Annotated in this window: 26 protein-coding genes; 21 read left to right on the top strand and 5 right to left on the bottom strand. The window is 43.8% G+C overall.

Annotated features, from left to right (window positions below; genetic code table 11):
* Window position 1 precedes the first annotated feature (1 nt).
* The 8 genes from cydB to ABEW34_RS27535 all read left to right on the top strand — a co-directional run bounded on the left by cydB (window position 2) and on the right by ABEW34_RS27535 (window position 8544).
* Window positions 2-1015 (top strand): cytochrome d ubiquinol oxidase subunit II, encoded by a 1014-nt coding sequence (gene cydB / locus ABEW34_RS27570; protein WP_430163652.1) that lies wholly within the window; start codon window positions 2-4, stop codon window positions 1013-1015.
* Window positions 1015-2772: a thiol reductant ABC exporter subunit CydD gene (cydD, locus tag ABEW34_RS27565; RefSeq protein ID WP_430163650.1), complete on the top strand. Its 1758-nt coding sequence runs from the start codon at window positions 1015-1017 to the stop codon at window positions 2770-2772. The genes cydB and cydD overlap by 1 nt, the downstream gene beginning before the upstream one ends.
* Complete coding sequence (gene cydC, locus ABEW34_RS27560; RefSeq protein WP_430163685.1) at window positions 2759-4531, top strand: thiol reductant ABC exporter subunit CydC; 1773 nt, start codon at window positions 2759-2761, stop codon at window positions 4529-4531. The genes cydD and cydC overlap by 14 nt, the downstream gene beginning before the upstream one ends.
* A 193-nt stretch (window positions 4532-4724) precedes the next feature.
* Window positions 4725-5102 carry a hypothetical protein gene (locus tag ABEW34_RS27555; RefSeq protein ID WP_430163647.1) on the top strand — a complete coding sequence of 126 codons (378 nt, stop codon included), beginning with the start codon at window positions 4725-4727 and terminating at the stop codon, window positions 5100-5102.
* The gene (locus ABEW34_RS27550) at window positions 5099-6436 is read left to right on the top strand and encodes a right-handed parallel beta-helix repeat-containing protein (protein WP_430163644.1); all 1338 of its coding nucleotides are present in this window, start codon (window positions 5099-5101) and stop codon (window positions 6434-6436) included. The genes ABEW34_RS27555 and ABEW34_RS27550 overlap by 4 nt, the downstream gene beginning before the upstream one ends.
* Entirely contained in the window at window positions 6433-6996 is a 564-nt protein-coding gene (locus tag ABEW34_RS27545; RefSeq protein ID WP_430163641.1) for a nitrous oxide reductase accessory protein NosL, read from the top strand. The genes ABEW34_RS27550 and ABEW34_RS27545 overlap by 4 nt, the downstream gene beginning before the upstream one ends.
* Window positions 6993-7814, top strand: coding sequence for an ABC transporter permease (locus ABEW34_RS27540; protein ID WP_430163639.1), 822 nt, complete (start codon window positions 6993-6995; stop codon window positions 7812-7814). Before ABEW34_RS27545 ends, ABEW34_RS27540 begins: the two co-directional genes overlap by 4 nt.
* On the top strand, window positions 7807-8544 hold the full coding sequence (locus tag ABEW34_RS27535; protein ID WP_430163637.1) for an ABC transporter ATP-binding protein: 738 nt from the start codon (window positions 7807-7809) through the stop codon (window positions 8542-8544). Before ABEW34_RS27540 ends, ABEW34_RS27535 begins: the two co-directional genes overlap by 8 nt.
* 74 nt (window positions 8545-8618) lie before the next feature.
* Here the strand turns inward: ABEW34_RS27535 and ABEW34_RS27530 are convergent, their stop codons facing one another.
* Both ABEW34_RS27530 and ABEW34_RS27525 read right to left on the bottom strand, forming a co-directional pair.
* On the bottom strand, window positions 8619-9110 hold the full coding sequence (locus tag ABEW34_RS27530) for a FixH family protein (RefSeq protein WP_430163634.1): 492 nt from the start codon (window positions 9108-9110) through the stop codon (window positions 8619-8621).
* A 16-nt stretch (window positions 9111-9126) separates the two neighbouring features.
* A complete protein-coding gene (locus tag ABEW34_RS27525; RefSeq protein WP_430163631.1) occupies window positions 9127-10545 on the bottom strand; it encodes a PepSY-associated TM helix domain-containing protein in 1419 nt (472 codons plus the stop codon).
* A gap of 295 nt (window positions 10546-10840) precedes the next feature.
* Here ABEW34_RS27525 and ABEW34_RS27520 point away from each other — a divergent pair, with 295 nt between their 5' ends.
* From ABEW34_RS27520 to ABEW34_RS27495, 6 genes are all read left to right on the top strand, one after another.
* On the top strand, window positions 10841-11395 hold the full coding sequence (locus tag ABEW34_RS27520) for an NADAR family protein (protein ID WP_430163628.1): 555 nt from the start codon (window positions 10841-10843) through the stop codon (window positions 11393-11395).
* 158 nt (window positions 11396-11553) lie between these two features.
* On the top strand, window positions 11554-12045 hold the full coding sequence (locus ABEW34_RS27515; protein ID WP_430163625.1) for an SMI1/KNR4 family protein: 492 nt from the start codon (window positions 11554-11556) through the stop codon (window positions 12043-12045).
* A gap of 169 nt (window positions 12046-12214) precedes the next feature.
* On the top strand, window positions 12215-12487 hold the full coding sequence (locus tag ABEW34_RS27510; RefSeq protein ID WP_430163622.1) for an NmrA family NAD(P)-binding protein: 273 nt from the start codon (window positions 12215-12217) through the stop codon (window positions 12485-12487).
* On the top strand, window positions 12480-12716 hold the full coding sequence (locus ABEW34_RS27505; RefSeq protein WP_430163620.1) for a hypothetical protein: 237 nt from the start codon (window positions 12480-12482) through the stop codon (window positions 12714-12716). The genes ABEW34_RS27510 and ABEW34_RS27505 overlap by 8 nt, the downstream gene beginning before the upstream one ends.
* Window positions 12717-12832: 116 nt before the next feature.
* Window positions 12833-14134 carry a D-alanyl-D-alanine carboxypeptidase family protein gene (locus ABEW34_RS27500; protein ID WP_430163617.1) on the top strand — a complete coding sequence of 434 codons (1302 nt, stop codon included), beginning with the start codon at window positions 12833-12835 and terminating at the stop codon, window positions 14132-14134.
* A 213-nt stretch (window positions 14135-14347) separates the two neighbouring features.
* Entirely contained in the window at window positions 14348-15364 is a 1017-nt protein-coding gene (locus ABEW34_RS27495) for a phosphotransferase enzyme family protein (protein ID WP_430163614.1), read from the top strand.
* A gap of 390 nt (window positions 15365-15754) precedes the next feature.
* Here the strand turns inward: ABEW34_RS27495 and ABEW34_RS27490 are convergent, their stop codons facing one another.
* Both ABEW34_RS27490 and ABEW34_RS27485 read right to left on the bottom strand, forming a co-directional pair.
* Window positions 15755-16372 (bottom strand): TetR/AcrR family transcriptional regulator, encoded by a 618-nt coding sequence (locus ABEW34_RS27490; protein ID WP_430163612.1) that lies wholly within the window; start codon window positions 16370-16372, stop codon window positions 15755-15757.
* 135 nt (window positions 16373-16507) lie between these two features.
* A complete protein-coding gene (locus tag ABEW34_RS27485; RefSeq protein ID WP_179264641.1) occupies window positions 16508-17266 on the bottom strand; it encodes an SDR family oxidoreductase in 759 nt (252 codons plus the stop codon).
* Window positions 17267-18362: 1096 nt separating this feature from the next.
* Here ABEW34_RS27485 and ABEW34_RS27480 point away from each other — a divergent pair.
* The gene (locus ABEW34_RS27480; RefSeq protein ID WP_430163609.1) at window positions 18363-18695 is read left to right on the top strand and encodes a hypothetical protein; all 333 of its coding nucleotides are present in this window, start codon (window positions 18363-18365) and stop codon (window positions 18693-18695) included.
* Between the two features lie 306 nt (window positions 18696-19001).
* On the opposite strand, the gene ABEW34_RS27475 is transcribed toward ABEW34_RS27480, so the two are convergent.
* Window positions 19002-19757, bottom strand: coding sequence for a class I SAM-dependent methyltransferase (locus ABEW34_RS27475; RefSeq protein WP_430163606.1), 756 nt, complete (start codon window positions 19755-19757; stop codon window positions 19002-19004).
* 149 nt (window positions 19758-19906) lie between these two features.
* Here ABEW34_RS27475 and ABEW34_RS27470 point away from each other — a divergent pair, with 149 nt between their 5' ends.
* Genes ABEW34_RS27470 through ABEW34_RS27445 form a run of 6 tightly spaced genes read left to right on the top strand, consistent with a single transcriptional unit; the run spans window position 19907 to window position 25004 of the window.
* The gene (locus tag ABEW34_RS27470; RefSeq protein WP_430163603.1) at window positions 19907-21502 is read left to right on the top strand and encodes an ABC transporter substrate-binding protein; all 1596 of its coding nucleotides are present in this window, start codon (window positions 19907-19909) and stop codon (window positions 21500-21502) included.
* Window positions 21472-22449: an ABC transporter permease gene (locus ABEW34_RS27465; RefSeq protein WP_430163600.1), complete on the top strand. Its 978-nt coding sequence runs from the start codon at window positions 21472-21474 to the stop codon at window positions 22447-22449. Before ABEW34_RS27470 ends, ABEW34_RS27465 begins: the two co-directional genes overlap by 31 nt.
* Window positions 22446-23249, top strand: coding sequence for an ABC transporter permease (locus tag ABEW34_RS27460; RefSeq protein WP_175380646.1), 804 nt, complete (start codon window positions 22446-22448; stop codon window positions 23247-23249). Before ABEW34_RS27465 ends, ABEW34_RS27460 begins: the two co-directional genes overlap by 4 nt.
* Window positions 23250-24053 carry an ABC transporter ATP-binding protein gene (locus tag ABEW34_RS27455; RefSeq protein ID WP_430163597.1) on the top strand — a complete coding sequence of 268 codons (804 nt, stop codon included), beginning with the start codon at window positions 23250-23252 and terminating at the stop codon, window positions 24051-24053.
* Entirely contained in the window at window positions 24046-24816 is a 771-nt protein-coding gene (locus ABEW34_RS27450) for an ABC transporter ATP-binding protein (RefSeq protein ID WP_430163594.1), read from the top strand. Before ABEW34_RS27455 ends, ABEW34_RS27450 begins: the two co-directional genes overlap by 8 nt.
* Window positions 24798-25004 carry a hypothetical protein gene (locus tag ABEW34_RS27445; protein WP_430163592.1) on the top strand — a complete coding sequence of 69 codons (207 nt, stop codon included), beginning with the start codon at window positions 24798-24800 and terminating at the stop codon, window positions 25002-25004. The genes ABEW34_RS27450 and ABEW34_RS27445 overlap by 19 nt, the downstream gene beginning before the upstream one ends.
* Window positions 25005-26062 lie beyond the last annotated feature (1058 nt).

Genomic DNA, 26062 nt, shown 5'->3' with positions numbered 1-26062 from the left:
GATGTCGCTTAGTGATTTATGGTTTTTGTTAATTGCCGTGTTATTTACAGGCTTTTTCTTTCTGGAGGGCTTTGACTTTGGTGTAGGTATGGCAACGGGCTTGCTTAGTCGCAATGATAGGCAGAAAAGAGTGCTTATCAATACGATCGGTCCTTTCTGGGATGCCAATGAAGTATGGCTGATTACGGCCGCTGGGGCTATGTTTGCTGCTTTTCCGCATTGGTATGCAACGATGTTCAGCGGCTATTATGTCTTATTTACGCTTATTTTGATCGCACTGATCGTAAGAGGTGTCGCATTTGAGTTTCGTGGCAAGGTGGACCATTCGTGGTGGAGGAAAACATGGGATATAGCCATTCTGATTGGAAGCAGTGTACCTCCGCTGCTATTCGGTGTTATGTTTGCGGGGTTAATCAAAGGACTGCCAATTGGACAAGACATGGAGATGCGATCTGGATTCGCGGACGTTGTCAACAGCTACAGCCTGTGGGCAGGCATTACGATTGTCGGCTTGTGCTTGCTGCATGGCCTTACATTCATTTCTCTGCGGACAATGGGAGAACTGCGAGAGCGTTCCCGCCATATGGCGGCTAAATTTTTACCTGTGCAGGCTGTTTTGCTAGCTGTGCTTGTCGTATGGACCTATTCCGTCACTGATTTATTTGAACGCCGTGGAGGCTTATTGCTGGTATTTGTCATGATAGGTGTCCTTGCGGTATTGCTTGCCGGATGGTTCCTGAAGCGGGGACAGGAAGGCAGAGCCTTCTGCATGTCGGGGCTGTTGATTTTGCTGACATTTGGATCGTTTTTTGTTGGACTTTTCCCTCGATTCATGGTCAGCTCCATTCATACAGCGTATGATCTGACGCTTTATAACGCTGCTTCCAGTGCTTATACCTTGAAAGCAATGACGATTGTGGCAGCTGCGCTCCTTCCCCTTGTACTGGCTTACCAAGCCTGGAGCTACTTTGTTTTCCATAAACGTGTCAGCGAGAAGGAGCATTTGGAATATTAATGGACAGGTCATGGTTTCAGTTAAAGGGAATCCAGCTGCATATGCTGCTGCTGACTGTGCTTTCCCTTCTTCAAGGAGCAGCTATTATAGGTCAAGCTACTTTTTTATCCAAAGCCATTACGCTGTTATTTGAAAATAAGCCGATTGATCAAGCAACTCAGCCGTTGCTCCTGTTTTTGATAAGCTTCGTGGCTCGCCAAACTTTCGTCTGGCTTCAGCGACGGCTTTCCGGCGGCTTCGCAGAAAAAACAGCTGAAGCCATTCGGCAGCAGCTGCTTGCAGCGATATTCGGGCATGGTCCGAGTTTTGCAGCGAAGCAGGGAAGCGGACGTCTGGTAACGCTGGTGCTGGATGGAGTGGATCGTTTTCGCACGTATTTGGAGCTGTCGATTTCCCGTATGATTGATATGCTCGTGGTTACGGTTCTACTTTTACTGTGGGTTTTCAGGCTCGACATCATATCGGGAATCATTCTGATGTGCACGCTTCCGATCCTTATCGGTTTTTTCATTCTGCTCGGGTTTGCAGCAAGGAAGCAGGCTGACAAGCAATGGCGAACTCATCGGATGCTGTCGCATCATTTCACAGATTCCTTGCGAGGCATGCTGACGCTGCGCTTTCTGAAACGAAGCAGAGCACATAGCGAGACGGTTGGAAATGTCAGCAATCAATACAGGGTATCGACGATGCGAACGCTGCGTGTGGCCTTTCTTTCGTCTTTTGCCCTTGATTTCTTCAGTATGTTATCGGTTGCTTTTGTCGCAGTAGGCTTGGGCATTCGTTTGGTAAATGGAAATCTCGGACTCGAGGTTGCGCTGGCCGTGCTCTTAATTGCACCCGAATATTTCACGCCCGTCAAACTGCTGGGTACGGATTACCACGCTTCTCTCGATGGCAAAGAAGCCTGGAGCACGATTCGCTCTATGGTTAGCTCCAAAAAACAACCCGAACAAGGGCAGGAAGACAAACCTGCTTTTCTGTTAGCAGAGCCAAAAGTAGAGCTGGCTATGGAGCTTTCTGGCATAGAGGTTGTGGGCGATGCTGGGACTTTTCTGCTGAAGAAAGTGTCCGTACAGCTTCCGCAAAATGTTACCCGCATTGGCATTGTTGGGGCCAGCGGGGCTGGAAAAACGACTCTTCTTGGTTTGCTGAGTGGATTTATTGAACCGGATGGCGGTGACTTTCGGGTGAACAACGTACGGATGACCAGAACCGTCAGAGAAGAATGGCGAGGCCAAGTGGCCTATATTCCGCAGCATCCCCACCTATTCAGTCAATCGCTCACTGATAATGTCAGGTTCTATGCTCCAGATGCTACACAGGAACAGGTTGAGAGGGCGATAGACGCGGTTGGGCTGCGCTCTTTGGTCGATCAGCTTCAGACGGGAAGCGATTCGAAAATTGGAGAAGGTGGAAGAACGCTAAGCGGTGGGCAGGCACAACGTGTGGCCTTGGCCCGTGCGCTTCTGAGCAGCCGTCCCGTCATTTTACTCGATGAGCCAACGGCCCATCTTGACATTGAGACCGAATACGAACTAAAGCAGATGATGTTAACTGTTCTGCAAGGAAGAAAGGTGTTTATGGCTACACACCGTCTGCACTGGATGCCAGAAATGGAATTTATCCTAGTACTGGAGCAGGGCCGCCTTGCAGAAAGCGGAACACATGAGCAGTTAATGGAGCAGCAAGGTGTTTATTATCATTTGATTTTGCAAGGCTCGGGAGAGGGTGAGGCGAATGGCTATGAGAGGGGATGACCATCAAGCAAAAGGATGGCTGCTGCCTTATCTGAGACAGCATGCTCCGACCTTTGCAGCCGCACTTTTATTCGGAGCTTTGGCACTCGGCTGTGCGGGTGCACTGCTGTTCACTTCGGGTTATCTGATCTCGCGCTCGGCATTAAGGCCGGAAAATATATTGATGGTGTATGTGCCGATTGTGCTTGTCCGTGCCTTTGGCTTTGGCAAAGCTATTATTCAATATGTGGAGAGACTGACTGGTCATGATGCGGCACTACGCGTATTATCACGCATGCGTGTTCGATTGTACCGCGCGTTGGAGCCGCAGGCGCTGCAGCTCCAAGCCCGGTTTCGCACAGGAGATTTATTAGGGCTGCTTGCGGAGGATATCGAAAAGCTCCAGAACGTTTATCTCAAATTCCTGCTTCCCGCCTTATCTTCTATCATCATTTATGTTGCAGGAGTAGCTGCATTGGGACGTTTGGATCGTATGCTTGCACTTATGATGGCACTATATGGCGGCTTTATACTATTTCTAGTCCCCTTCATTGCTTTGAAGGCATCGATGGGGAGAAGGCGCAGAGCCAAGCAAGTCCGCAGTGAAGCTTATCAGGAGCTGACCGATGCCATGTTTGGCATGTCCGACTGGGTTCTGAGCGGCCGAATTCAGCCGTTTCTACAATCCTTTTTCAAAAAGCAGGAATCCTCTTCGCGGATAGAGAACTCGCTTCGCCGCAGCGAATGGCGGGTAAACTGGATTTCCCAGTGCGGTATCGGTGTTGCGGTCATTATTATGACGTTATGGGCAGGATGGTTGGCAGAGGCAGGAACGATTCAAGCGACGTGGATAGCCGCACTGGCGCTTATTGCCTTTCCGCTTCTTGAGGCGATGGTGCGAGCAGCAGGGGCCATAGCACAATTGCCAGAATACCAGACTTCACTTCACCGTCTGCAGGCTATAGAAAATGTAAATGCAGCGGATGCTCGCCTTTCCACATATTCGTCTGCTCCAAAGCCTTCAAGTTTGTTGCCGAAAGAAGGATTGCTTGACCTGCAGGGAGTACGTTTTCGTTATTCTCATTCAAGGGAATGGGCCGTTCATGATATTTCTTTACAGCTTCCTCAAGGAGGGAAAATCGCAATTCTAGGACGCAGTGGCTCCGGAAAATCGACATTATTGAATCTGATTCAAGGAGAATTACAGCCTGATGAGGGCAGCGTTAAGGTGAACGGTATTCCTGTAAATGCCGAAGCGGGGGATGCGAATCCATTTTCCGTATTAAATCAAAATCCGTATTTGTTTGATACGTCTGTTGCCAATAATATAAGACTTGGACGCCCGGAAGCAAGCGACGAGGAGGTGCGTTTGGTTACCGAGCAGGTGGGTTTGGATGTGTTGATCGCTTCTCTACCAGATGGATACAGCACGAGGATGGAAGAAACAGGCCTTCGTTTTTCAGGAGGTGAAAAGCAACGAATCGCACTCGCACGTATTTTATTGCAAAACCACCCAATTGTACTTCTGGATGAGCCCACTGTTGGGCTTGATCCAAAGAATGAGCGCGAGCTTATGCGGACTGTTTTCCGCGTTCTGCATGGAAAAACGATCGTTTGGGTCACCCATCATTTGAGTGGTATGGAAGAAATGGATGAAGTGATTTTTATGGAGCAAGGCAGGATCAGCATGCGAGGCACGCATGAGCAGCTTATGAGGGAAAATATGCGATATCGCAAGCTTTACGAATTAGATTGTCCATTACAGAAACGAGTGTGCTAAAAATAGATTAAAAGATCCACTTTCAACCTAGTTATGATCAGAGCAACAAAACAACTCGAAGCAGCCTTGAGTTGTTTTGTTGTTTTGTGTTCGTTTTGAAACTTGCATTTTCCATATAGCCCTTTTGAGTCATACGGAAAAAAGCCTGCATTTGTTAATATAAATGAATAAACTATGGCGGGTAGGTGAAAAATTGCGAACAATAGTTAAAAAGACAGTATTAATTGGATTAATTTGCACCTTTCTGGGAGGTTGTTCTACCTCTGCTACGACTCCTATTGATCCGGCAGCCCTTGAGGCAACATTGACGACGGAGCCAGCTTCACCAACCGCAGGCACTCCCATTAAGCTAAGAGCAGCGTTTACAGGCGCCGAGCTTTCCAAATCATCGGGATTGACGTTTGAGATTAGGGTGGATGATAACAAGGCGTTAGTGGAAGCTGAAAAAGGAGGGAGCAATACATTTGACGGGGAATACACTTTCTCAAAATCAGGGACTTACGAGGTTTATTTGCATTTGTATACCGAGGATATTCATTTAACGAAAAAGAAGCAGGTTGTGGTTCAATGAAGAACGTTCGAAAATGGGTATTGGTGTTGCTATTGGGTGTTTTGTCCCTTATTTGTCTAACACCTCCCATAAAAGCGGAGGAACAGGCGAGAGCTTTGCAGTCCCTCATTAATGAAGCACAGGCAGGCGCTACGATAATTCTAGCGCAAGGCACATATGAAGGACCCATAATCATTGACAAGCCCCTTCAATTGGAGGCTAAGTCAGGGGAAGAGGTCACAATTGCCAATACTTCCGATCAGCCCGCCATCCAAATCATCGCTGATGAGGTGTCTTTAACCAGAATCACTATTCGCGATGAGCAGATTAAGATGCAGCCTACTGTGCTCATTCAGGCAGACGGCGTGTTATTGGATCAACTCCAGATCCATACGGGCTCCTTCGGTATTAAGATGAGGAAGGCTAATCATGGCGAGGTGCGAAATACGAGCATTGTATGGGCAGGGAGTGTTTCCAATCGACCGCTCAAGCTGTCCGACAAAGGTAACGGAATGGATCTGTATGAATCGAACGACAATACGTTTATTGGTAACAGCGTTATAGCCATGCATGATGGCATCTATATGGAAAACAGCGACAACAATTTAGTTGAGGAAAATAATTTTGAGCGGCTTCGGTATGGCGTGCACTGCATGTATACAAGGGGAACGATTATACGCAATAACATTGGAAAGTTGAATATAACCGGCGCTATGATTATGGCAGCCCGTAAGGTTGAGCTTTCTAATAACCAATTCACGAAGCAAAGCGAGAATGTGAACTCACAGGGGATCCTTTTGTTTGACGCACATGAGATAATGATTTTCGATAATCATGTGGAGGGAAACCGGGTTGGGCTATATGTGGAGCAATCGACACTCAATCGCATAACAAACAATAGCATAATTGGAAACTTTATTGGCCTTCAGATATTAGATGCTGAAAATAACGCCATAAGCGGAAATCAGTTTATTGGCAATGTGGCAAATGCCGCGTCTAGAAACAGTGTCAATAATACACTCGATGGGAACTATTGGGATACCTTTCAAGGCATTGATCTGGATGGGGATAGGAAAAGTGAGATCGCTTACGCGATTAATCCTTTTTTCCAAAGCCTTGTGAAGGCCAAGCCAGGCTTTCAGCTTTTCTTTCAGTCGCCAGGAATGGTTTTCCTTGAAGGACTTTATCAGTCACAACGGGAGCAATGGGCAGTAGATGCTTCTCCTTTAATGGAGCCGACTGAAAATGTTCGATTTGTTATTTCCAAGCAGACCTTGCAGCATTCAGCCACTATAGGGGGCTTACTGCTTTGTCTATCTATTTATTTAATTTATCTGGGGGTAAGAAGAAAATGAAGTCATTTAACGCAATGCTGCTGATCATGGTTGTTGTACTGCTATCAAGTGCCTGCGGGGCCAAGGAATACGAACCACAGGCAATTAATGAGGAAACCGATAAATGTGTCATTTGTAATATGTCAGTAAAAGATGACCCCTATGCGACGCAAATCATTACGAAAGATGGACAATCTTTGAAATTTGATGACATTGGCTGTATGAATGAATGGAAGGTTCAGAATGGAACGGAGACCGTAGGGGCGGAGTTTGTCAGAGACCATAATAGCGGAAACTGGCTCAAATATGATAACGCCTATTATGCTTATGATGCTGAATATGTGACCCCGATGGCCTATGGCGTAATTGCCTTCGAGAGTCAAGCTTCAGCACAAGCGTATATCACGGAGCAGGGCAAAGGAGAATTGCTGAGCTCTGCTGATCTGAAGGATCATAAGTGGGAAGTTAACCGCGATATGATGGACATGGAAGAGATGGAGATGCACAATGAAAGCATGCACTCCGATGACAGTAAAGAAGAGATGGAAATGGGTCATGAAACAGAAGGGAAGGACTCGTGATCCAGACTGCGCACATTGCAATAAGGGAAGTGAAGCTAGGGTTTCGCAATCCGTGGGCTTATTCCTTCATGGGGCTTTTTGCTTTATTTATGCTGTGTCTGCTCCTAATTAATGCGCAGGGCTATGTACAAGGTTATTCAGGCATAACGGGGACAACACTTAATTTAATATTATACTTATTGCCACTAATGTCTTTGCTGCTAGGCTCCTTTTCCTTGACTGCCGAGAAGGAGGATGGTAGCTGGGAGCTGTTATCTGTCTACCCGGTAAGCACATGGTCCTTTATCATTGGAAAATATGTCGGGCTTGCGATTGTGTTGCTTGTTATCGTTTCGATCGGCTTCGGAACGGCAGGTGTTTTGGGGTTTGCAGCTGGCTCCGGTTTTGGACTGCTTACGTACGTACAGCTGCTGGCTTTTTCCAGCAGTGTGGCCTTATTTTTTCTGGCCATTGCTCTGTTGATAGGTACGCTAGCTAAAAATCGCTGGCAGGCATTAACGATCGCCGTTGCGATCTGGTTCTTTGCGATTATTGGCTGGCCTCCGCTGCTCATTGCAGTGCTTGGCTTCATGCCTTATCCCATGATTAAACCTATGGTGACGCTGCTTACCTTTCTTAATCCAGCGGAGCTATCCCGCTTATTTACAGTAGTAAAGCTGGGAGGAGGAGCTATTCTCGGCCCTGAATATTACGAATGGATAAAATGGATCAGACAACCTGGCGGCAGCTTTAGCTTTGCATTAGTTGCGCTGTTATGGATTGGAAGTGTAATGGCAGCCGCACAATTCGTATGGGAGAGGAGGCGCCTACGTGGCTGAACCGATCGTTAGGCTGGAAGGGATTACAAAAACGATTAAGAAGCAAGTCATTATAGAAGGGCTAAATCTGCAAATTGAAGAAGGCCAAATCGTTGCGTTGTGCGGTGGAAACGGAGCGGGCAAGAGCACGATTCTAAGAATGATTGCAGGCATTTCGCATCCTGACAGGGGCAAAATTACCGTTGGCGGTTTGCAGTGGAAAAACAATCGTAAGCGTTATGCGGACCTTATTGGCTATATGCCTGATGATTTTCGTTTTAGTCAGGGGCTGACCGCATTCGAAACGCTCGCTTTCTGGGCCGCGCTGCGGGGAATAGCGCAAAGCAGAGTAAAGGAGCTGCTCCAAGAGGTTGGCCTTGCGGATACGGGGAGAAAATCAGTCTCCAGCTTTTCGAAAGGGATGAGACAGCGGGTATTGTTTGCGCAGGCTTTGCTCGCGAAGCCGCCTGTTGTTCTAATGGATGAGCCTACGAATGGGCTTGATCCTTACTGGATTGAATCCTTTGTCCGTATGGTTAAAGAAACGGCCGCAAGCGGTCAGACCGTTATCTTCTCCACGCACCAGCTGCATGTAGCCGAGGCGCTGGCAGATCGGATTGCTTTGCTAAGAGGAGGCCAAATTGAGCTTGAAGGTTCAGCAGCAGATATTCGAGCGCAGCTGGGCGCAAGCGGTCTGCAGGCAGCCTTCGCTGAATGGTTTGGACTAAGCGGAAAGCTTAATGGCTATTAATAGTACATGTTGTTTCATACTTATAACCCTTAGGCCTTAGGCCTAGGGGTTATTGTGTTTAAGTATGTTCAAGTTTAATGGTGTCCGCCAGCAGCTGGAGCAGGCGCATCGGAGTGCTGTGCGCTTTCAAGCTGTGTAAGGCGCTCTATGGCATGGGCACCAATCGCAAAGCGTTTCATCGGCATCACCTGAGTATCGGCGAATTTGATCCGTGATTGGACAAAATACAGACCTTCTCCGTCAATCACATAAGAGGCGGAATATAAACCGGGGGAGGTTTCGTCGGCTTTAATCGTAACTGCAGAATCCTTGTTGTCCTCCCGCCATATGACAAATTCCGCTGTATCTGCGTGCTCAAGCGGCTTATTGCTTTTTGACACTTCTACAGAAAAAACGTTGGAGCTGCCTGTTTCAAATGACCTAGGCAATTGAAGATTTACGCTTAAATGAGGCGGCAGCCCGCTCTCATCCGTTTGCACGGCTTTGGCGGTACACCCGCACAGCAACAAGACAAGTAGCATAGGCCATGCCCATTTGTACATGCATTTGATTTTTATATTCATCATTAGACTCCCCTAGCTACTAGACCGAGAACCAGTGCCGAAGCGACTTTATTCTGCGGAGAATGAATAGATCAAGAGCGATAACCATCAGAATGGACAAGCCTACTAGCGGCATGAGAGCCCCGCATGCCAGCATAATAATGAGTACAGCAATCGTTATTTTTGTGCTTTTGGGCTTGGCAGGTGCTCCAAGCTTGCGGGTTGGCTTTCGTTTGCGCCACATAACATAAGAGCTGATGGATACGAGTATTAATCCCATACATGCAAGCAGACCTAATAATTGATTGGCCGGGCCAAATAAAGTGCCTTCATGAAAGGCGATGCCGTAGGAGATGGCTTTTGCCATAATCCCATAATCCGCAAAACGAACATCGGTCAGCACAGCGCCGCTGTATTGGTCAATATGAAGCGTAGCGTTTTGACTTGGATGGGGGCTGGCAGTAGACACGGTGAAAACACCGGTTTCTCTCGCAGGCTTTGTAATGGTGTAAGGCTTGATTACCTGCTGCTCATCGGCAATACCAGCAATATCGTTTAAGCTTAAAGGAACGTACCCGCCAGCAATTGAAGCGGGGACTGGAACATTTTCAGCTGCCCAAGGCAGATCCTCAGCAATATCCTGCGCTACAGTAACGGAGTCCGGTTTGGCTCCGAAGCTGTAGGCAAAGGGAGGGGTATTCGTATTAGTCGAATTGGCAACCTTGTCAATTTGATCGCCCATGATTCCGGACCAAGGCAGTCCACTTGCGATAATAACAAGCAGCACGAGCGAAAGCCAAAAGGCAGGAACGGCATGCAAATCACGCCAAAAGAGCCGGCTGCCTGGTTTACTAAGACGAGGCAAAATCGTTCCCCAAATGGCTGCTTTGCTTCGAGGCCACCAAAGGAAGAGCCCTGTTAGGATTAATATAATAGCCCAGCATGCAGCTAGCTCTACAAGCCGATTGGCGAAGGTACCCCCGATCACAAGCTCACTGTGCATTTTTTTGAAAAAGGCAGAAAACGTCTTGCTGCTATCCATCATACCAAGCGCATGACCCGTATAAGGATCTACATACATGATGGTAGAGGCTCCATTGCGAGTGACGGACAGCTTATAGCTCGACTTCGCGTTGCTGTCCAGAGTAATCGAGGAAATAACCGTACCCGGGTAAGCTGTTACTATTTTGCCTACAATGCTCTCTGGTGCCAGCGGAGTTGTCCCGACTTCGCGGACGGTCAGCATATCCTTGTACAAATAGCCTTCAATTTGAGGCTTAAATAAATAGACGGCGCCGCTAAACGCTAAAATAATTAAAAAGGGCGCGAAAATAATACCGGCGTAAAAATGCCATCTCCATACAGACTGATAAATAGATTGACGTACGCCTGCTGAAGTTTTGCTTTTCACCGCAGGTTTAGTAGGGCTTGATTGTTCTGCTGGCATTGTCCTCATCATCTAACTCCATTCCTAAATGAATAAAATCCTCCTCCATTATACGCAAGTCTTTCTAGTTAGCCGATGACCCATTAGAGCCATCCTATCGGACGTGAAACTATCCGCGTTCATCATTTGTTCAAAAAATAGGAAAAATTCGGATAAACCTTATGAGAAACGAAAAAGCGAATTATTTTGCAAGTTGCTATATGCATGTATCAAAATGGATACGCAAGCACATCCATGTCAGTTATAATGAAAATTATATGGGAATACCGTCCTGAATGACCTGTTTAGGTAGAAAGCGAGGAGCTTTATGTGCTATTCACTAAAGGAACTACAACATGCGTATAAATCTGGAGAAAAGGTTAAGTTTCTATTTTTCTGGGGCCATACCCCTATGAAAGACGGCACTATAAGTGCTAGCTGTTTAAGCCAGTGGTGGGAAAGCTCATTTAAAATAGAAGGGGAACAATACAGCTGCGCTGAGCAGTATATGATGGCTGAAAAGGCTAGGCTTTTTTATGACGATGAAATGCTTGAGGCCATAATGTTGGCAAAGCACCCGAAGGAAATGAAAAGTTACGGACGTGCGATTAAAGGTTTTGATGAAGCGTTATGGGAAAGCCGCTGTTACGATATCGTACTGCAAGGAAACCTAGCCAAGTTCAGACAAAACCCAGAGCTTTTAAACTTTATGAAGACAAGTAAAAATAGGGTTTTTGTAGAAGCTAGTCCAGTGGATCGAATTTGGGGAATTGGACTTTCAAAAGAACATCCCCACGTAAATAATCCTTTGTTATGGAAAGGCAAGAATTTGCTTGGCTTCGCATTAACCGAGGTTCGTGATCGCTTGAATAACGAAGATTAATGCTGCCTTTGTGCCAATCTATACTTGCACCAATCAGACAGAGCTTATGATGGGTATCTGGAGAAAGGCATTACGCTAACTTCAAGCCATTCATATGAGAGCATTTTGGTTAAGAGGTGCAGTGACCAGCATAAGGGTGTCAACTAGTAGGAGGGAGTATGAACAAGAAATGCAGTAAATTCATTAGTTGGACTAAAAATAATGGATGGAAAATAACTGATAAATCTGAATTAAATTTAAATGATAGTATAGCATCAAGGTATAAAGAAATTCCCGAAGGTTATCTAGAATTTTTAAAAAGGGTTAAAGAATGCATAACGCCTAGCGAGAAAACATGGTTTATATGTGAGGATGAGTATAATAATAATTCGGGTATTGTATTTAAATGGAATGAATTTGAATTGTTAAGCTTAGAAGCAGCAGAGAATGATGAGGAATGGAAAGCAGAAATAACTTCATGGTGGGATAAATATCTACCCATAGTTATGTCAGTTGATGAAGGATATTCATTCTATGCCATTGATTTAAAGAATGATATAGGCGCAATTGTACAAGGATATGAGCCCGAATTCGAAGAGGTAGAAAAAATAGCAAATAGTCTTGAAGATTTTTTTCAATTAATCATGTCTAATACAATAGAGATGCATTAGAAAAGGCTCATAAAAGGAGAATACACAGAATATTTTACAGACTCCTATTTTAGCGGCTTTTTTGATTTATCAGAATGCCTACGAGCAATCCTATATTTTTAGATTTATTGCAAAATGATCTTAGCAGCTGTCAGAGCGAACTGAATTACTCGATTATGTAGGATTTAAAATGGCCTCAGTTCTAACTATACATGGAACAGAGGCCGTTCAACTTCAAGAGCAAGGCATTACCGCCTTTGTTGGAGATCTATCCGATGCAGCCAGCCTAATTCCAGCTCATCAAGGTGTCAGCAAAGTGTTTCTAGTGATGCCAGTGAACTATGACTGGGAGCATAATCGACAATTCATTCGCAATACCGTAGATGCTGCCAAAGAAGCCAATGTTGAGCTTCTCGTTTTTAATACCAGCGGATTCTCCAATCGCATGGATCAGTATGGATGATGCGGCAGCTTACAGTGTACATGCTCTTAAACATCCAGAACTGGCAGGGCAGACATTGCCTATCGTTGGACCTGAGGCGCTAAGCGGGAATCAACTGGCTGAGCAGTTTAGCGTTGTTTTGAATCGCAAGCTACAGTTTTACTCTCTCCCAGTGGAGGTGTTCAAAGAAGCATTGTCTCCGATGCTGGGCAAGGAAACAGCAGAAGGTCTGGCCGACTCGTATAATTAAACAAGCTTGAAGTGCCGCATGGAAACATTGCTTGGTTCAGGTGGAGAACATAAAGAAAGCTTAATGGGGCACATCGATTTGGAACGTCCAATGATGAGAAATGAGGATAGAGAACATTGATTTTTAGAATATTCAAACCATTAATCACAGTAATCATCGTTTGTATACTGGCAATATATGTGTTACCGCTCTCCGTTTCAGCCACGAACCAAGGAACACTCAGCTCATCGGGTATGTCTGACATACCGACTGTGGAATCCTTGCATCTTAATGTTAAATCCGCCATTCTCATTGAACAAACTACAGGAGATGTTCTATTGTCCATTAATGCCGATCAGGGCTTTGCGCCGGCAAGTATGGTCAAAATGATGACTGAGTACATTGTGGCCAAAAAAGTTAGAACAGGAGAGCTATCCTGGGATGACATCGTTACAGTCAGCGATCATGCATCTAAAAGCATAGGTACCCGTGCATTTCTTGCAGAAGGAGATCAGCATACGGTAAAAGAACTTTACATCGCAATGGCAGTAGGATCCGCGAATGATGCTGCGATTGCTCTTTCTGAGCATGTATCGGGCACAGAAAAGAACTTTGTAACACTTATGAATGAGGAAGCCAAACGCATGGAACTGACTAAAACCCATTTTATCAATGCTACCGGACTGAGCCGAGCCGACATGCCAGAAGGCTTTCGCCCTGATGAAATGGGAGAAACGCTGATGTCAGCAAAAGACGTGGCCACATTGGCGAAAAACCTTATTCAAGATGAACCGGATTATGCTGATGTCACATCCATTCCATTTTACAAGATGCGTAAGTCTGATAAAGATCCAATTGTCAATTCAAACCGGATGCTAGAGAAGAACAAAGCTATTCCGAGTTATGCTTATGAGGGCTTGGACGGTCTCAAGACAGGATATACCGAAAGCGCAGGCTATTGCTTTACCGGAACTGCAGAGCGCAATGGTATGCGTTTAATCAGTGTTGTCATGGGGACTCCATCGATGGCGAGCCGCTTCGAAGAGACGGCAAAGGTATTAGACTATGGATTCAATCACTTTACAATGAAACAAGTAATTCCTGCAGGGAGCTTAGTCACTGGGATGGAAACATCTCCTGTCAAGGGCGGGAAAGAAAAAAATGTTCAGATCGTAACCAAAGATGATGTTTATTTTATTGTCCCGAAATCAGATGTATCTACACAACCTATTGCTACTGTAAATTTAGTTCCAGATGGGCTCCCTGCCCCTGTGGTAGCTGGTACAAAAGCTGGAACGGCGACATTTACTTACGTAGTCAAAGGGCAAAGCGTCGGACAATTAAGAACGGTTGATTTAATCACTGAGCGAACAGTGGAGAAAGAAAACTGGTTTATGTTACTTTTTCGGTCATTTGGTGGTTTCTTTAGTGCTGATTAGCAGTGTCAAGATGCTTTGAAAGGTTATGAGGGGTTTAAACTCGTCTTCTTTCATAAGTTGTCTCTTACAACCGATGGAATACAGGTAACCACTCCTGATATTTCATCGGTTGTTCCATTTTTTTGTGATAACATTATTTGCAGTAAAAAGCTTTTTTCATAATTGAAAAAATGATGCAACTACTTAACTTATGAGTGAAAGAAGGTATAGAAGATGATACGAGAAATTGAAGAGCAATTCACTGAAGAGATCCTTACCGAAGCAATAAAGCGATATGACATTAATAAAGATACTGTTCGTTCATTGGGCGGTTATGAAAGCTTTGTTTATGAATACCAGAAAAACAACGCATTTTACATATTAAAAATCTCACACACTATTAGAAGATCAAGAAATAATATACGAGGTGAAATTGAATTTTTGAATTTTTTGTCGAATAAAGGACTGGCGGTTTCAAATGCTGTTTCATCTACCAGCGGTAATATGGTTGAAGAAATTGCTGCAGAAAATGGTTCGTTCCTAGCCATTTCATACGAAATGGCTCTTGGAAAAGAAGTGTCGGATGAAGAATGGAATGAATCGCTTTATGAAAAATGGGGCGAATTTCTAGGGAAAATCCATCAAGCCACAAAGGGTTATGAATGGAGTAATCCGGCGTTTAAACGACAAGCCTGGGACCAAGAAGTTCAATTTAAGGCTGAGAAATACCTGCGACCTGATGATGTAATGATTTCAATTCTAAAAGAAAGATTAACAAAACTTACTTCTCTGCCCAAGTCCAAAGATACATACGGTTTGACTCATACTGATTTTCATCAAAGCAATTTTTATCTGCATAAGGGAAACATTTATTTGTTCGATTTTGATGATTGCGGTTATACGTATTTTGTAAACGATATTGGGATTACATTGTATTATGCACTTTCTTATCCGTTTAAGGAATTTGAAAATAAAACGGAATATTATAAATTGTTTTTCCGCCATTTTATGAAAGGATATCTGAAGGAAAATACAATCCAAGAAGAAGAAATAGTATATTTACAAGATTCCATTAAACTTCGTCATGCATTGCTGTATATTTATTTTCATCAAGCAAACGATGTGTCAAAATTGGATGAAGAATCAATGAACTGGTTAAAAGAGCTTCAACGAGTAGCCGCTTCTGATGACTCTATGCTGCCGATTGATTTTGTTCAAGAATTTAAAAGCATTTACAATAGTATTCATTAACCTGGGAGCCGTGCATTTTACTAAAGGAGGGGCTGACTCAACACAGCCGGCTCATAGGGGCCGGCTGTGTTTTTCTTAACTTATATTTTTCCGATAAGAAATGGTGTTTATTTAGTGTGTATGACACTAAATGTCGGGTGACAAGAACTTTATCCCATTCCCGACAATGGTTACATAACATCGTAATGACGAAGATTAGTGCCGAAATGCTTATTCCGAACAGCTTTGATCTTTGATCGGGATAAAATTCCCTCAAACACTAAACGAATGATCCCCTTTCCAAACGACTTGTTCTTCATTTCACCAAACAAAGTGCGCGCTTAAGACTAGAACGTAAATAAAACGAATACGAGGGAGTCTCATATTGGGAGATCTCTCGTATTCGTCTTTTTAGTCAGCATACTTGTTTATAATCGTATGAGCAGCCTCATCCGCTATTTGAAAAGCCCGCTCTCGTGAAATACTGAAATCAAGCAGCAACATTTTTGGCCATAGCACCTGCCCGGCAATGAGACTCATAAATTCGTTGGCCGTTTTTGATGCATGCGGCAGATTTATATTACCCAATTCAACTTCATCTAATAGATATTGTGTCAATTTCTGATGCACGGCGCCTTCGCCCAATTCATAATGAAAAAGACTGAGCTGGGGGAACTGCTTGGCCTCTGCAATGACGACTCGAAACAAAGGCGCCATTCCAACACGAGTCAGAACGCATGCGTAATCTCGTCCGAACTTTATTAATCCTTGCAGGGGAGAGCCGAGCACCGGTGGAACGTCCCATTCGGGATCAAGCTCCCAAAAATGCTTGACGATGGTTTCAAAAATCAATTCCTTCGTCGGGAAATGATTGAAAAGTGTACCTGTAGAGAGACCAGCAAGTTTTGCAATCTGAGCTAAAGTAGTACGCGCATACCCTTTTTCAAAAAACAGTTCTTGTGCGGCGGCAATCGCGCACGCCCTTTTTTCTTCCTTTATACGTTCATGGTAAGTTGATTTTGTTCCCATAATTCCACTCCAAAGTTGGATTTAAGTCTTATCAGAGGGATAGCACCCTCTTCTCTACTATACAACAGTTGACCGTGTTCTAAAAGAAAAAGCTGCCTAAGCACCGAGGGCTTAAGCAGCAATAGGGCTAACCTATTAGAGAATCGTTTGAGCGCCATCCAGAACCAAGTCAACGCCAATGGTGAAGCGTGACTCATCCGAAGCCAGATAAACAACAGCTTTGGCAATCTCTTCGGCAGTACCCATACGTCCGGCCGGAATGCCGTCACGAATGCGGTTAATAACCATCTCACGAATTTCGTCAGATACGCCGAGCTTGTTCTTATCGTAAAGCGGCGTATCAATCGGTCCAGGACTCACAGTATTGAAGCGAATTCCGTGAGACGATAATAAGTCGGAATTCCAGGCTTTGGTCAGAGTGGAAATGGCGCCTTTAGTAGCCGCATAAGCGTTGGAATGTGCATATCCGGCATGAGAACTGCTCGATCCCATTAAAACGACAGAGGATGGGTTCGCCATCACTGGAGTTAATGCCTGCATTAAGAAAAATGGAGCTTTTACGTTGATGGCAAACAAGCGGTCAAAGGCTTCTTCATCGATTTGCTCGAATGGACGCCAGTCAGATACGCCTGCGTTTAAAAAGGCAATATCCAGTTTGCCAAAATGTTGTTCAACGCGTTCAGCCAGTTGAAGTTGAGCGTTGAGGTCTCGGGAATCTGCCTGAAGCACAAGGACTTGATTTCCCAGTTCCTTTTGCGTTTTTTCTACATTTGCCGGGGTTACTCCGGTGACAATCAATTCAGCGCCTTCAGCCAGAAATTGTTTGGCTGTCTCCAAGCCAATTCCGCTGGTGCCACCCGTAATAAGTGCTCGTTTACCATTAAGTCTAGTCATGTGAAAACCTCCATCGCAAGATACTTACGAGGACAAATATAAGCGAACAATAATATAAAGTCAAGTAACTCAACTTTATTTATTTTTTCTTATGTGATAAGATCATTTTGAGCACAAGAGACTGTGAATACAGAATTAAAGAAGTTTTTTATTCGTTTAGAGAAAGTGAGAGATGAACACTGACAAATGAGGGAGGAGTAGTCCTGATGGGACATCAGCTAAAAAGGTTCAATGTCTGAAGATCGTTATCAAGTAGGAGAAGCCGGGAGAGCTTCCACTGTCTAAATTAGATACAAATACTCGTAAAGAAGAGTATTTGTATCTATAGGAAATTGACTCCCATTTGCGATTGAAGTCACGAAAACCAATCGTTGAATAATTTGTTTCAGAGAATAGAAGAAGGTTAATATGGTCAACTTCAATTTTTCAACAAAGTTGTCATCGGAGCTATTAATTAGCTAGACAAGTCTTTCCAGAAATGATTGAACGGGGTGAAGGATCTTTCCGCAATTAGTCCAAGCTCGATGTTTGGAAAAATAGCAGCTATACATGTCAAAGGACAAGAACATTGTTCCATTTAAAGTCGCTATCATAGCGGCTTTTTTGATTTAAGGAACCAAGTTTTTGTCCCAAGCTGAGGACAAGAACTTGGTTCCTTTGTCGAAAAGGACAAGAACATTGTGTCATTGCGGATTAGGTAATTGAATAGAAATTGCTTTAGAGCTTATTGAAAGCATGTTAGTTAAGTTCAGGTCAGAGAAGAAATGGACTCTCCAAGCAATTGGGCAGTTGTCTGAAGATAATATTACACTGCCCCGACATCAAAAAGTAACATTATTGCTAACTTAGTTGCTCATATTAGAGATGCGGTGCACTCACGAATTGAAACAATTCTTCTAAAAATTCCTGACACAAGAGATAGAAATGGAAGCAGTTTACTAAGCGTGCCTTGAGTGGTTCAGACACTTACATTTTTGATTGTTGCTTTATGCAAAATCCTATAACAATAGGAATGATTAAATGTGGCGCTATGAACGAAGATGTTACTAGCTACATCTGAGAACTGGAAAAAATTGTAGAGAGACTAAATCCCTTATTGATTTATGTTGAACAGAATGATCTTGAGCATTCCTTCAGAAAAGCAGTTAAGGAAAGACCTAAAGAATGGTCAGAGGGTTTTATTGAATATTATACAAATCAAGAATTTGGAAAAATTTTTGGTTACATTGGGTTAGAGGGAACTCTTCAGGTTCTTAAGGCAAGAAGAGAATTGGAAGAGGAGATTTTTAACAACATTGTTGTCGAGAGACAAGAACATATTCCCATTGAAGTCGCTATTATAGCCGCTTTTTTATTTTATCGGTACAAGTTCTTGTCTCAAGCTAAGGACAAGAACTTGTACCGATTGCCGGAATGGACAAGAACATAGTCCGATCACCGATTAGATGTGTATCTAAATAATAAAGATGTTATTTAAATCTTAACATAAGTGGAGAGCATTCAGATCTACAGCCTTCTGGACTAATATTTAGTGATCGATGTTGGTAAGCCATTCATACGATTCACCTTTAATACCTGCCTGGGAGAGGGGCAGGTATTTTCTCGTGTATAGACTCGCACATGTTTTTAACATTTTATAATACGTAGCTGAGCAGGGTCGAAAGAAGAACCGAGTGCGTAAAGCTGATGCCCGCATAAACGGAGTGATAAAGTGTTCGAGGCTGCGAATGTTGAGTTATTTATTGGCAACGATCGCAAACATCGGTCTGTGTCGATTCAGAATTTGTTCACCTCTATGATACAGTTCACCATCGAATCCTTGATGAATTTGGATTTGGGCAAAGCCAATTGAACGAAGCATTTCGCTGTCCCATTCAGGTCTCCTTACATAGCTCAATGGCAAAGTAAGTGCCAGTTGGTCTCCTTCTTCGACATCCTTCTCTGGGCGGTACGGCACATACCCTTTCGCGACAGCCTCCTCCTTGTCTTTTTGAAAAAGCTCTGCCTCCTTCGGATCAGATAAAAATAAATTCCAATTCGCATCAAAAATAATAACCTGGCCTCCGTCATTAAGCATTCCATGCCAATTTTGATATGCCGCTACAGGATTGTACAGGAACCAGGTCACATTTCGTGAAATGATGATATCATATTTTTCTTCTGTCTTATATTCTATAATATCTGTCTCGATAACCTGGATACTGCAATTATATTTATGGGCGTTTTGATTAGCCCTAGCCACCATCTCCGGAGAAGAATCAATAGCAGTAACCTGATGCCCCATCTGGCTGAGCAGAACCGCGAAGAAACCAGGCCCGGTACCTACATCGAGCACTTTTAAATTACTTTTCCCGGACAAAAAATGACTCAGAATTCCCTTCCATTGATCATATCGGTTGGACGCAAATTCGGCATCCACAATTTCATCATAGACAGCTGCTCCTTTGTCCCAATAATCCCGATATTGTTGTACAAGTTTATGCTTACTCACTAACATCGACTCCTTGTTATATAAAAAATTCCTTGCTAAAAGTAATGATTACGATTAATAATATACAAAGATTGTTCATCTAGCAAGTATTCATGAGAAAAACAGCTATGCAATCATAAACAGCTTAAAGAGGAATAGGAGGAGTCGGGATGTTTGGAAGATCTGGATTTGGAGTAATTGCTGTTGTCTTAATGTTGTTCATTATGGGGTGTTCACAACATGTGAGCTCACCCTCTGCAGCAGAGGAGGACAAGAACATTGTGGTCGCAGTCACGCAGGATACTGAAGCAGACAAGCTTGACGCCTCGACTTACAATGGTTCCAGACATACGCATGCGGCTATATATGATGCCCTTGTGGACTATAAAGGAAAAGGTGAATTTGCGCCCAGCCTGGCGGAGTCATGGGAGATATCCGATGATGGCAGGACTTACATTTTACATCTGCAAAATCAGGTCATGTTCTCGGATGGCAGTCCACTGAATTCAGCAGCCGTGAAGTTTTCTTTGGAAAGAGCGGTAAGCAGGGAAGAGAATGCTTCGCTTGAAATATCCCGTTTATTGCAAAAAGTTGAAGCACCTGATGATCAAACAGTCGTACTTTCCTTTAAGGATACAGCAACGCAAGTGTTGTACGAGCTTAGTCAGGCAAGACCATATCGAATTATGAGTCCGAACTCGGTAACCCCTAAGGGAGATGTGAATGGTACTTTTCAAAAAGCGATCGGAACGGGTGCCTGGAAAATAGGAGAGTATCAACCAGGGATTCAGACTGTTCTAATCCCGAATGAACATTATTGGTTAGAACAACCATCCGACTATTCACTTGTTTTCAAAGTCATTACAGATCCTCAGGCGAGGGTAATGGCATTGCAATCTGGAGAGGTGGATCTTGCGGGCGGGGAACTTGGTAATATCCCCATGGAAAGTCTCCCTGTATTTCAGAACAACGACAACTACGTAATCGAAACCGGAAACAGTACAATGTCCTACTTTATGGTTATCAACCAACACAATACTTTTCTAGCTGATAAGAATATCCGCCAAGCTATCAATTATGGCAATGATACGAGCAAGTATGCAGGAGGTAGCGGGGACCCTGTTAGAGGATTGTTCCAAGAGAAGGTTGCATTTATATCCGACAGTAATCAGCCTTCCTATCCGTATAATCCCGAAAAAGCCAAACAGCTGATTGAAGCGTCAGGCTACCAATGGAATAAGAACAAGCACCTCTATGAAAAAGATGGACAAGTACTGCAACTTCGTCTGGTGATTCAATCAGAGGAATATCCGGAATGGAAAGAGATGGCTGAAATTTTTCAAGACAACATGAAACAGATCGGCATTCAAATCCATATTGTGAATCAGGAACGGGCTGCTTACTACGATACCCTGTGGAGCACGAAGGAATATGATCTGCTTATGTATCGGACATACACTGATGCTCAATTACCTTATCGATTCCTGTCCTCCTTATTCTATGATTCGCCATCCTCACCAGGAGTTGCGTATCAGGACAAGCCTTTATCCGATTTGCTGGATCAAATCGCGGCTACGGTTTCCACTCAGCAGCAGCAAAAGCTGTTCAATCAGGTGTTCCTCCGCATGCATGAGGAAGCCATGTCTGTTCCGATATACTACGCCAAGCAAACCTTTGTTCATTCAAGCCAAGTGGTTGATTTCAGGTTCAATGCTATTGAGGACGACCCGTTGAAGTGGCATTACCTGAAGAAAGAAGCGAAGTAATGCTCCGCTCTATGATTCATCGTCTGATCATGTTGGTAGTCACGTTTGTTTTATTTTCCTTGTTTGTTTTTACATTAATGCGTTTGGCGCCGGGTGATCCGGCGTCGATGCTGCTGCTGGAAATCGGAGCCGTACCGGAGCAATCCATCGTAGCTGATTTACAGAAACAATGGGGACTGGATCAATCGTTCATTCAGCAATATTTAGCATGGGCACATCACGTATTTCAAGGAGAGTTAGGGCATTCCTTTTCTTCCGGAGAACCCGTATTAAGTGAAATGATTGAACGTTTAGGCTCAACATCGAAACTCATTGCAAGCTCTTTTGTATTAACCCTCTTCATATCCATACCGATTGGAATCTGGATGGGATTGAATGAAGGCTCAATGGCAGATCGAGTGGTTTATTCAATGACCATATTGGGGTTGTCGATCCCTTTATATTGGCTTGCTATTCTTCTTATGTATGCCTTAGGCGTGATATGGCCCGTCTTGCCTGTTGTAGGCAGTTCGACCACACGGCATTATATTTTGCCGGTAACTGCCATGACGCTGGTGCAAAGTGTTTACTTTATTCGGATGGTTCGATCCTATACGATCCAGTACAGCAAGTTCTCGTACATTGAGGCTGCAAAAGCTAGGGGATTGCGGCTGAGCATCTTTTATCCGTCTTATTTACTGCGCTCCATGTTCATCCCAATTCTGACATTAATCACGACGAGTCTACCCAGCTTTTTTGGGGCTTCGATTATCATCGAGACGATTTTCAGTTTTCCGGGATTCAGTAAATACATGCTTGAAGCTATTTTTCGCCGTGATTTTCCAGTCATTCAAGGGAGCGCACTCTTCGTGGCAGCATTTATTTTTGTTTTTAATTTTATGACCGACCTGTTGTACTTCCTTGCGGACCCGCGTGTTCATCTTGACAAACAGAGGTGGGAAGTTTGATCAGTATCATCCGAGCGAATAAACTGCCAACGGCTGCGTTGTTATATATCATCCTACTAATTATTACAGGACTTGCGGCCCCGTGGATTTCACCTTATGATCCGTTCCATACGAATCATCAACAGAAGCTTCTTCCTCCCAGCGTTGCTCATCCATTTGGAACGGATTATTTGGGAAGAGACCTGTTAAGCCGGGTCATACACGGGATTAGTGAATCGGTATTCCCTGTTTTTATTGTACTTAGTGTTGTGATGTTGATTGGTCTTCTGGTGGGGACATGGAGTGCTTTTTTGGGGAACAAGCTGGACATGCTTATGATGAGCCTAACCGACATTTTCACAGCATTACCGAGTATGTTACTTACCATTGTGGTCGTTGGTTTCCTTGGCTTTGGCATGGAAAATGTATATTTTGCGGTGATCCTCTCCTGGTGGGCCAAGTACGTACGAATCATAAGAGGGCTAATTCATGATGTGAAAAAGGAACCTTATATTACCGCCAGCAGGGTTAGCGGGGCATTTGGACTTAGAATAATAACCAGACATATGATTCCGAATATCACGCCTCAGATTGGAACGATGCTCATTCTGGATGTGAGTAAGGTGATCCTGACTTTATCCGGTTTATCCTTTTTGGGTATTGGTGCACAGCCTCCTTCTCCAGAATGGGGTGTCATGCTATTGGACGGAAAAAATTATTTGCAGGTCGCCCCATGGATGGGCTTCTTTCCAGGCTTTATGATATTTCTGACTGCTGCTTCGTTCCAAATTATAGGCGAGCGACTGAGGAGGGAACGCTAAATGACGACCTTGCTCGAAGTCAAAAATCTAAATATCAGAAATAAGGAAGGTCAATCGCTTGTGCATGATAGCAGCTTTTCTCTGGAGACTGGGAAAACATATGCATTGATTGGAGAAAGCGGCAGCGGTAAAACGCTGACAAGTAAGGCTATCTTGGATATGCTGCCTGCTCATCTGCAGATGTCAGGTGACATCGTGTTACAGGGTGAACATCTGAAGCAATTATCAAGGAAGCGCTGGCGCAGCATCAGAGGGGGCCAGATCGGTGCCATCTTCCAGCATCCGGAGCAGGCCTTGCATCCGTCGATTCCGATTGGTAGGCAATTCGTTGATCTGATGCGCAGTCACTTGCCTGTTTCAAGATATGAGGCTGAGAAGCAAGCAAAAAAAATGTTGTCCCAAGTTCTCTTAAAGGACACGTCCCATGTGATGAGCAGTTATGCTCATGAGTTAAGCGGTGGAATGAATCAACGTGTCATGATTGCGATGGCGCTTCTGTTAAAGCCGAAAATCCTGATAGCCGACGAGCCAACGAGTGCACTTGATGTCAAAACACAGGCTGAGATCATATTCCTTCTGAAAGAGCTCATTCTGGACACGGATATGAGCATGTTGTTTATTACCCACGACTTACTTATATCCGGCTATCTTGCGGACACGATTGGTGTTATGCGGGAAGGGAAAATAATAGAGCAGGGCAGTAAGGAGAACATTTTAAGCGCACCTGAACATGAATACACCCAAGAGTTATGCAGGCATTGCTCTCAAAGATTTCTTGGAAAAGGAGAGATAGCTTATGCTTGAAATCCGGCGACTGTATAAGGAAATTCACGGAAGACCCATTCTGGAAGATATTCATTTTAGAATAGAAGATGGAGAATCTCTGGCCATTGTGGGGGAGAGTGGTAGTGGTAAATCCACGCTTGCCCAGCTTATCATGGCATTAAAACAACCAACCTCTGGCCATATTTTCTTTGACGGGCGGCCCTTGCCCAGCAAAGGAATATTATCGTATAGGGAATGGTATCGCGATATACAGATTGTTTTTCAGAATACTGGCTCCACATTAAATCCATCACTGAGCTTGTTTCAGTGTCTGGAAGAACCTTTAATTAATTTTACCCGTTATAATAGAGCCGAGCGCAAGCATAAAGTCCTTGAATATTGGGGAAAAGTAGGCCTGAATGAGAACCTTCTTCGAAATCGCCCCGGAAAACTGAGTGGTGGGCAGTATCAAAGAGCTTGTCTCGCCAAAGCTTTGTTAACTCGTCCCAAACTGTTAATCTGTGACGAAATGGTCTCCAACCTCGACGTCTTATTACAACAGCAGATGATTGAGCTGCTCATATCCATTCAGAAGGAACAAGGCTTAACTCTTCTATTCATTACTCATGACCTCACGCTGTTACCAGGACTATGTTCGAATATTATGGTTTTGAAAGAGGGAAAACAGGTTGAACTTTTCAGTACTTCTGCGCTCTATGACGAAGCAGAGAGGGATCCATATACCCTCACGTTATTAAACTCAAGTAAGATGTTTGAAACAGCATGGAACCAATTGACATAAAATTCAGCGGGAATAAATTAAGTAAATTACCAATTTTGGGAATTATTTTTTCATCTGCAAAAAGGTGTTGGGAATCAAACGGTACCTTTTTGAAAATGAATTTTTCTCAAAGAAAAATGATTTCTCAGTTTCGAGGCACAGTTATTCATCCAGCAGCATGGAGTATTATCCTTTTAGCAAAAAAGTAAGACTAAACCGATGGATTTCCCCGATCTCAGACAAAATCGTTGTAGCGATTTTGCTACCTATTCCGGGATTGGATAATCTGATCGACTAGGGCAGAGGCAGGTAATTGTGTGTGTTACGGTTGATACGCCAGCTGCTCGAAATGCCCCAGGAGTCACGAACTGTTTTAAAAGCAGCAACGAAATTTTTGAATAAAGGTCACCGAGTTGATTATATTTTTCATTGCGGATAGTAGACAAGATATTCAATCAATGATATCGTATACACCACAAAAAGTTGCCATGCTGAACATGAGTAATCCAAGTGATGAATATAAGATCCTCCAAAAAACAGTCGAGAGATATGTAAAAAAATTGAATTTTTGAAACCGTTAATCTAAAAAGATTAACGGTTTTTTTATGTTTAACCCGGACCGGTTAAAATGAGAAGGAAAAGAGACGGCCACCCATTGAAGTCGCTATTTTAGCGGCTTTTTTATTTTATCGGTAGTGTCGCGGGACAAGAACACTGTTCCTTTCAAAGTCGCTATTATAGCGGCTTTTTTGTTTTAAGGTACTAAGTTCTTGTCCCAAGCTAAGGACAAGAACTTAGTACCTTTGCCGAAAAGGACAAGAACATTGTGTCTTTCCAGATTAGGTGATTATCTAAATAGTATCATGATGGAGATCATGTGGCTAGATAAAACCATTTATGAAACAAGACCTCGCTTGTATAACGATTTTTTTGTTTCAGGAACTAGGTTTTTTGGACCAAAGGCAAAGAACTAGTTCATTGTTGAAAAGGTTAAGAATACGGTACCATGCTGATAAGATTCTTTATCGGTTTCTTTAAGCTAACGGGCAGATCAATAAGAGTTGAATACATATTAATCGTATGTTCGTCGAGAATCCAAGTAAAATACAGTAACCTAAAAAGGCAGCATGATGCAAGACAGTTTCACATTTTTAATAAACTTGCTGCCTCAACAGTGCACCTTATTCCTTTTCTTGGTACTTGGAGTCATCTCACGTGCTGCCGGCGAGGCCGCCGTTGGATCGGTAATCAACCTCATGTCGATGGG

This window comes from Paenibacillus algorifonticola (assembly GCF_050481745.1).
Lineage (GTDB): Bacteria > Bacillota > Bacilli > Paenibacillales > Paenibacillaceae > Pristimantibacillus > Pristimantibacillus algorifonticola_A.
The sequence above is the reverse complement of the archived record's forward strand: the minus strand, read 5'-3'. Positions and strand labels throughout refer to the sequence as shown.

Excerpts from the sequence above, each read along its gene's own strand:
- cydB (WP_430163652.1), top strand. The coding sequence starts at position 2 with ATGTCGCTTAGTGATTTATGGTTTTTGTTAATTGCCGTGTTATTTACA.
- cydD (WP_430163650.1), top strand. The coding sequence starts at position 1,015 with ATGGACAGGTCATGGTTTCAGTTAAAGGGAATCCAGCTGCATATGCTG.
- cydC (WP_430163685.1), top strand. The coding sequence starts at position 2,759 with ATGAGAGGGGATGACCATCAAGCAAAAGGATGGCTGCTGCCTTATCTG.
- ABEW34_RS27550 (WP_430163644.1), top strand. The coding sequence starts at position 5,099 with ATGAAGAACGTTCGAAAATGGGTATTGGTGTTGCTATTGGGTGTTTTG.
- ABEW34_RS27545 (WP_430163641.1), top strand. The coding sequence starts at position 6,433 with ATGAAGTCATTTAACGCAATGCTGCTGATCATGGTTGTTGTACTGCTA.
- ABEW34_RS27530 (WP_430163634.1), bottom strand. The coding sequence starts at position 9,110 with ATGATGAATATAAAAATCAAATGCATGTACAAATGGGCATGGCCTATG.
- ABEW34_RS27525 (WP_430163631.1), bottom strand. The coding sequence starts at position 10,545 with ATGATGAGGACAATGCCAGCAGAACAATCAAGCCCTACTAAACCTGCG.
- ABEW34_RS27520 (WP_430163628.1), top strand. The coding sequence starts at position 10,841 with ATGTGCTATTCACTAAAGGAACTACAACATGCGTATAAATCTGGAGAA.
- ABEW34_RS27515 (WP_430163625.1), top strand. The coding sequence starts at position 11,554 with ATGAACAAGAAATGCAGTAAATTCATTAGTTGGACTAAAAATAATGGA.
- ABEW34_RS27510 (WP_430163622.1), top strand. The coding sequence starts at position 12,215 with ATGGCCTCAGTTCTAACTATACATGGAACAGAGGCCGTTCAACTTCAA.
- ABEW34_RS27505 (WP_430163620.1), top strand. The coding sequence starts at position 12,480 with ATGGATGATGCGGCAGCTTACAGTGTACATGCTCTTAAACATCCAGAA.
- ABEW34_RS27495 (WP_430163614.1), top strand. The coding sequence starts at position 14,348 with ATGATACGAGAAATTGAAGAGCAATTCACTGAAGAGATCCTTACCGAA.
- ABEW34_RS27490 (WP_430163612.1), bottom strand. The coding sequence starts at position 16,372 with ATGGGAACAAAATCAACTTACCATGAACGTATAAAGGAAGAAAAAAGG.
- ABEW34_RS27485 (WP_179264641.1), bottom strand. The coding sequence starts at position 17,266 with ATGACTAGACTTAATGGTAAACGAGCACTTATTACGGGTGGCACCAGC.
- ABEW34_RS27470 (WP_430163603.1), top strand. The coding sequence starts at position 19,907 with ATGTTTGGAAGATCTGGATTTGGAGTAATTGCTGTTGTCTTAATGTTG.
- ABEW34_RS27455 (WP_430163597.1), top strand. The coding sequence starts at position 23,250 with ATGACGACCTTGCTCGAAGTCAAAAATCTAAATATCAGAAATAAGGAA.
- ABEW34_RS27450 (WP_430163594.1), top strand. The coding sequence starts at position 24,046 with ATGCTTGAAATCCGGCGACTGTATAAGGAAATTCACGGAAGACCCATT.
- ABEW34_RS27445 (WP_430163592.1), top strand. The coding sequence starts at position 24,798 with ATGGAACCAATTGACATAAAATTCAGCGGGAATAAATTAAGTAAATTA.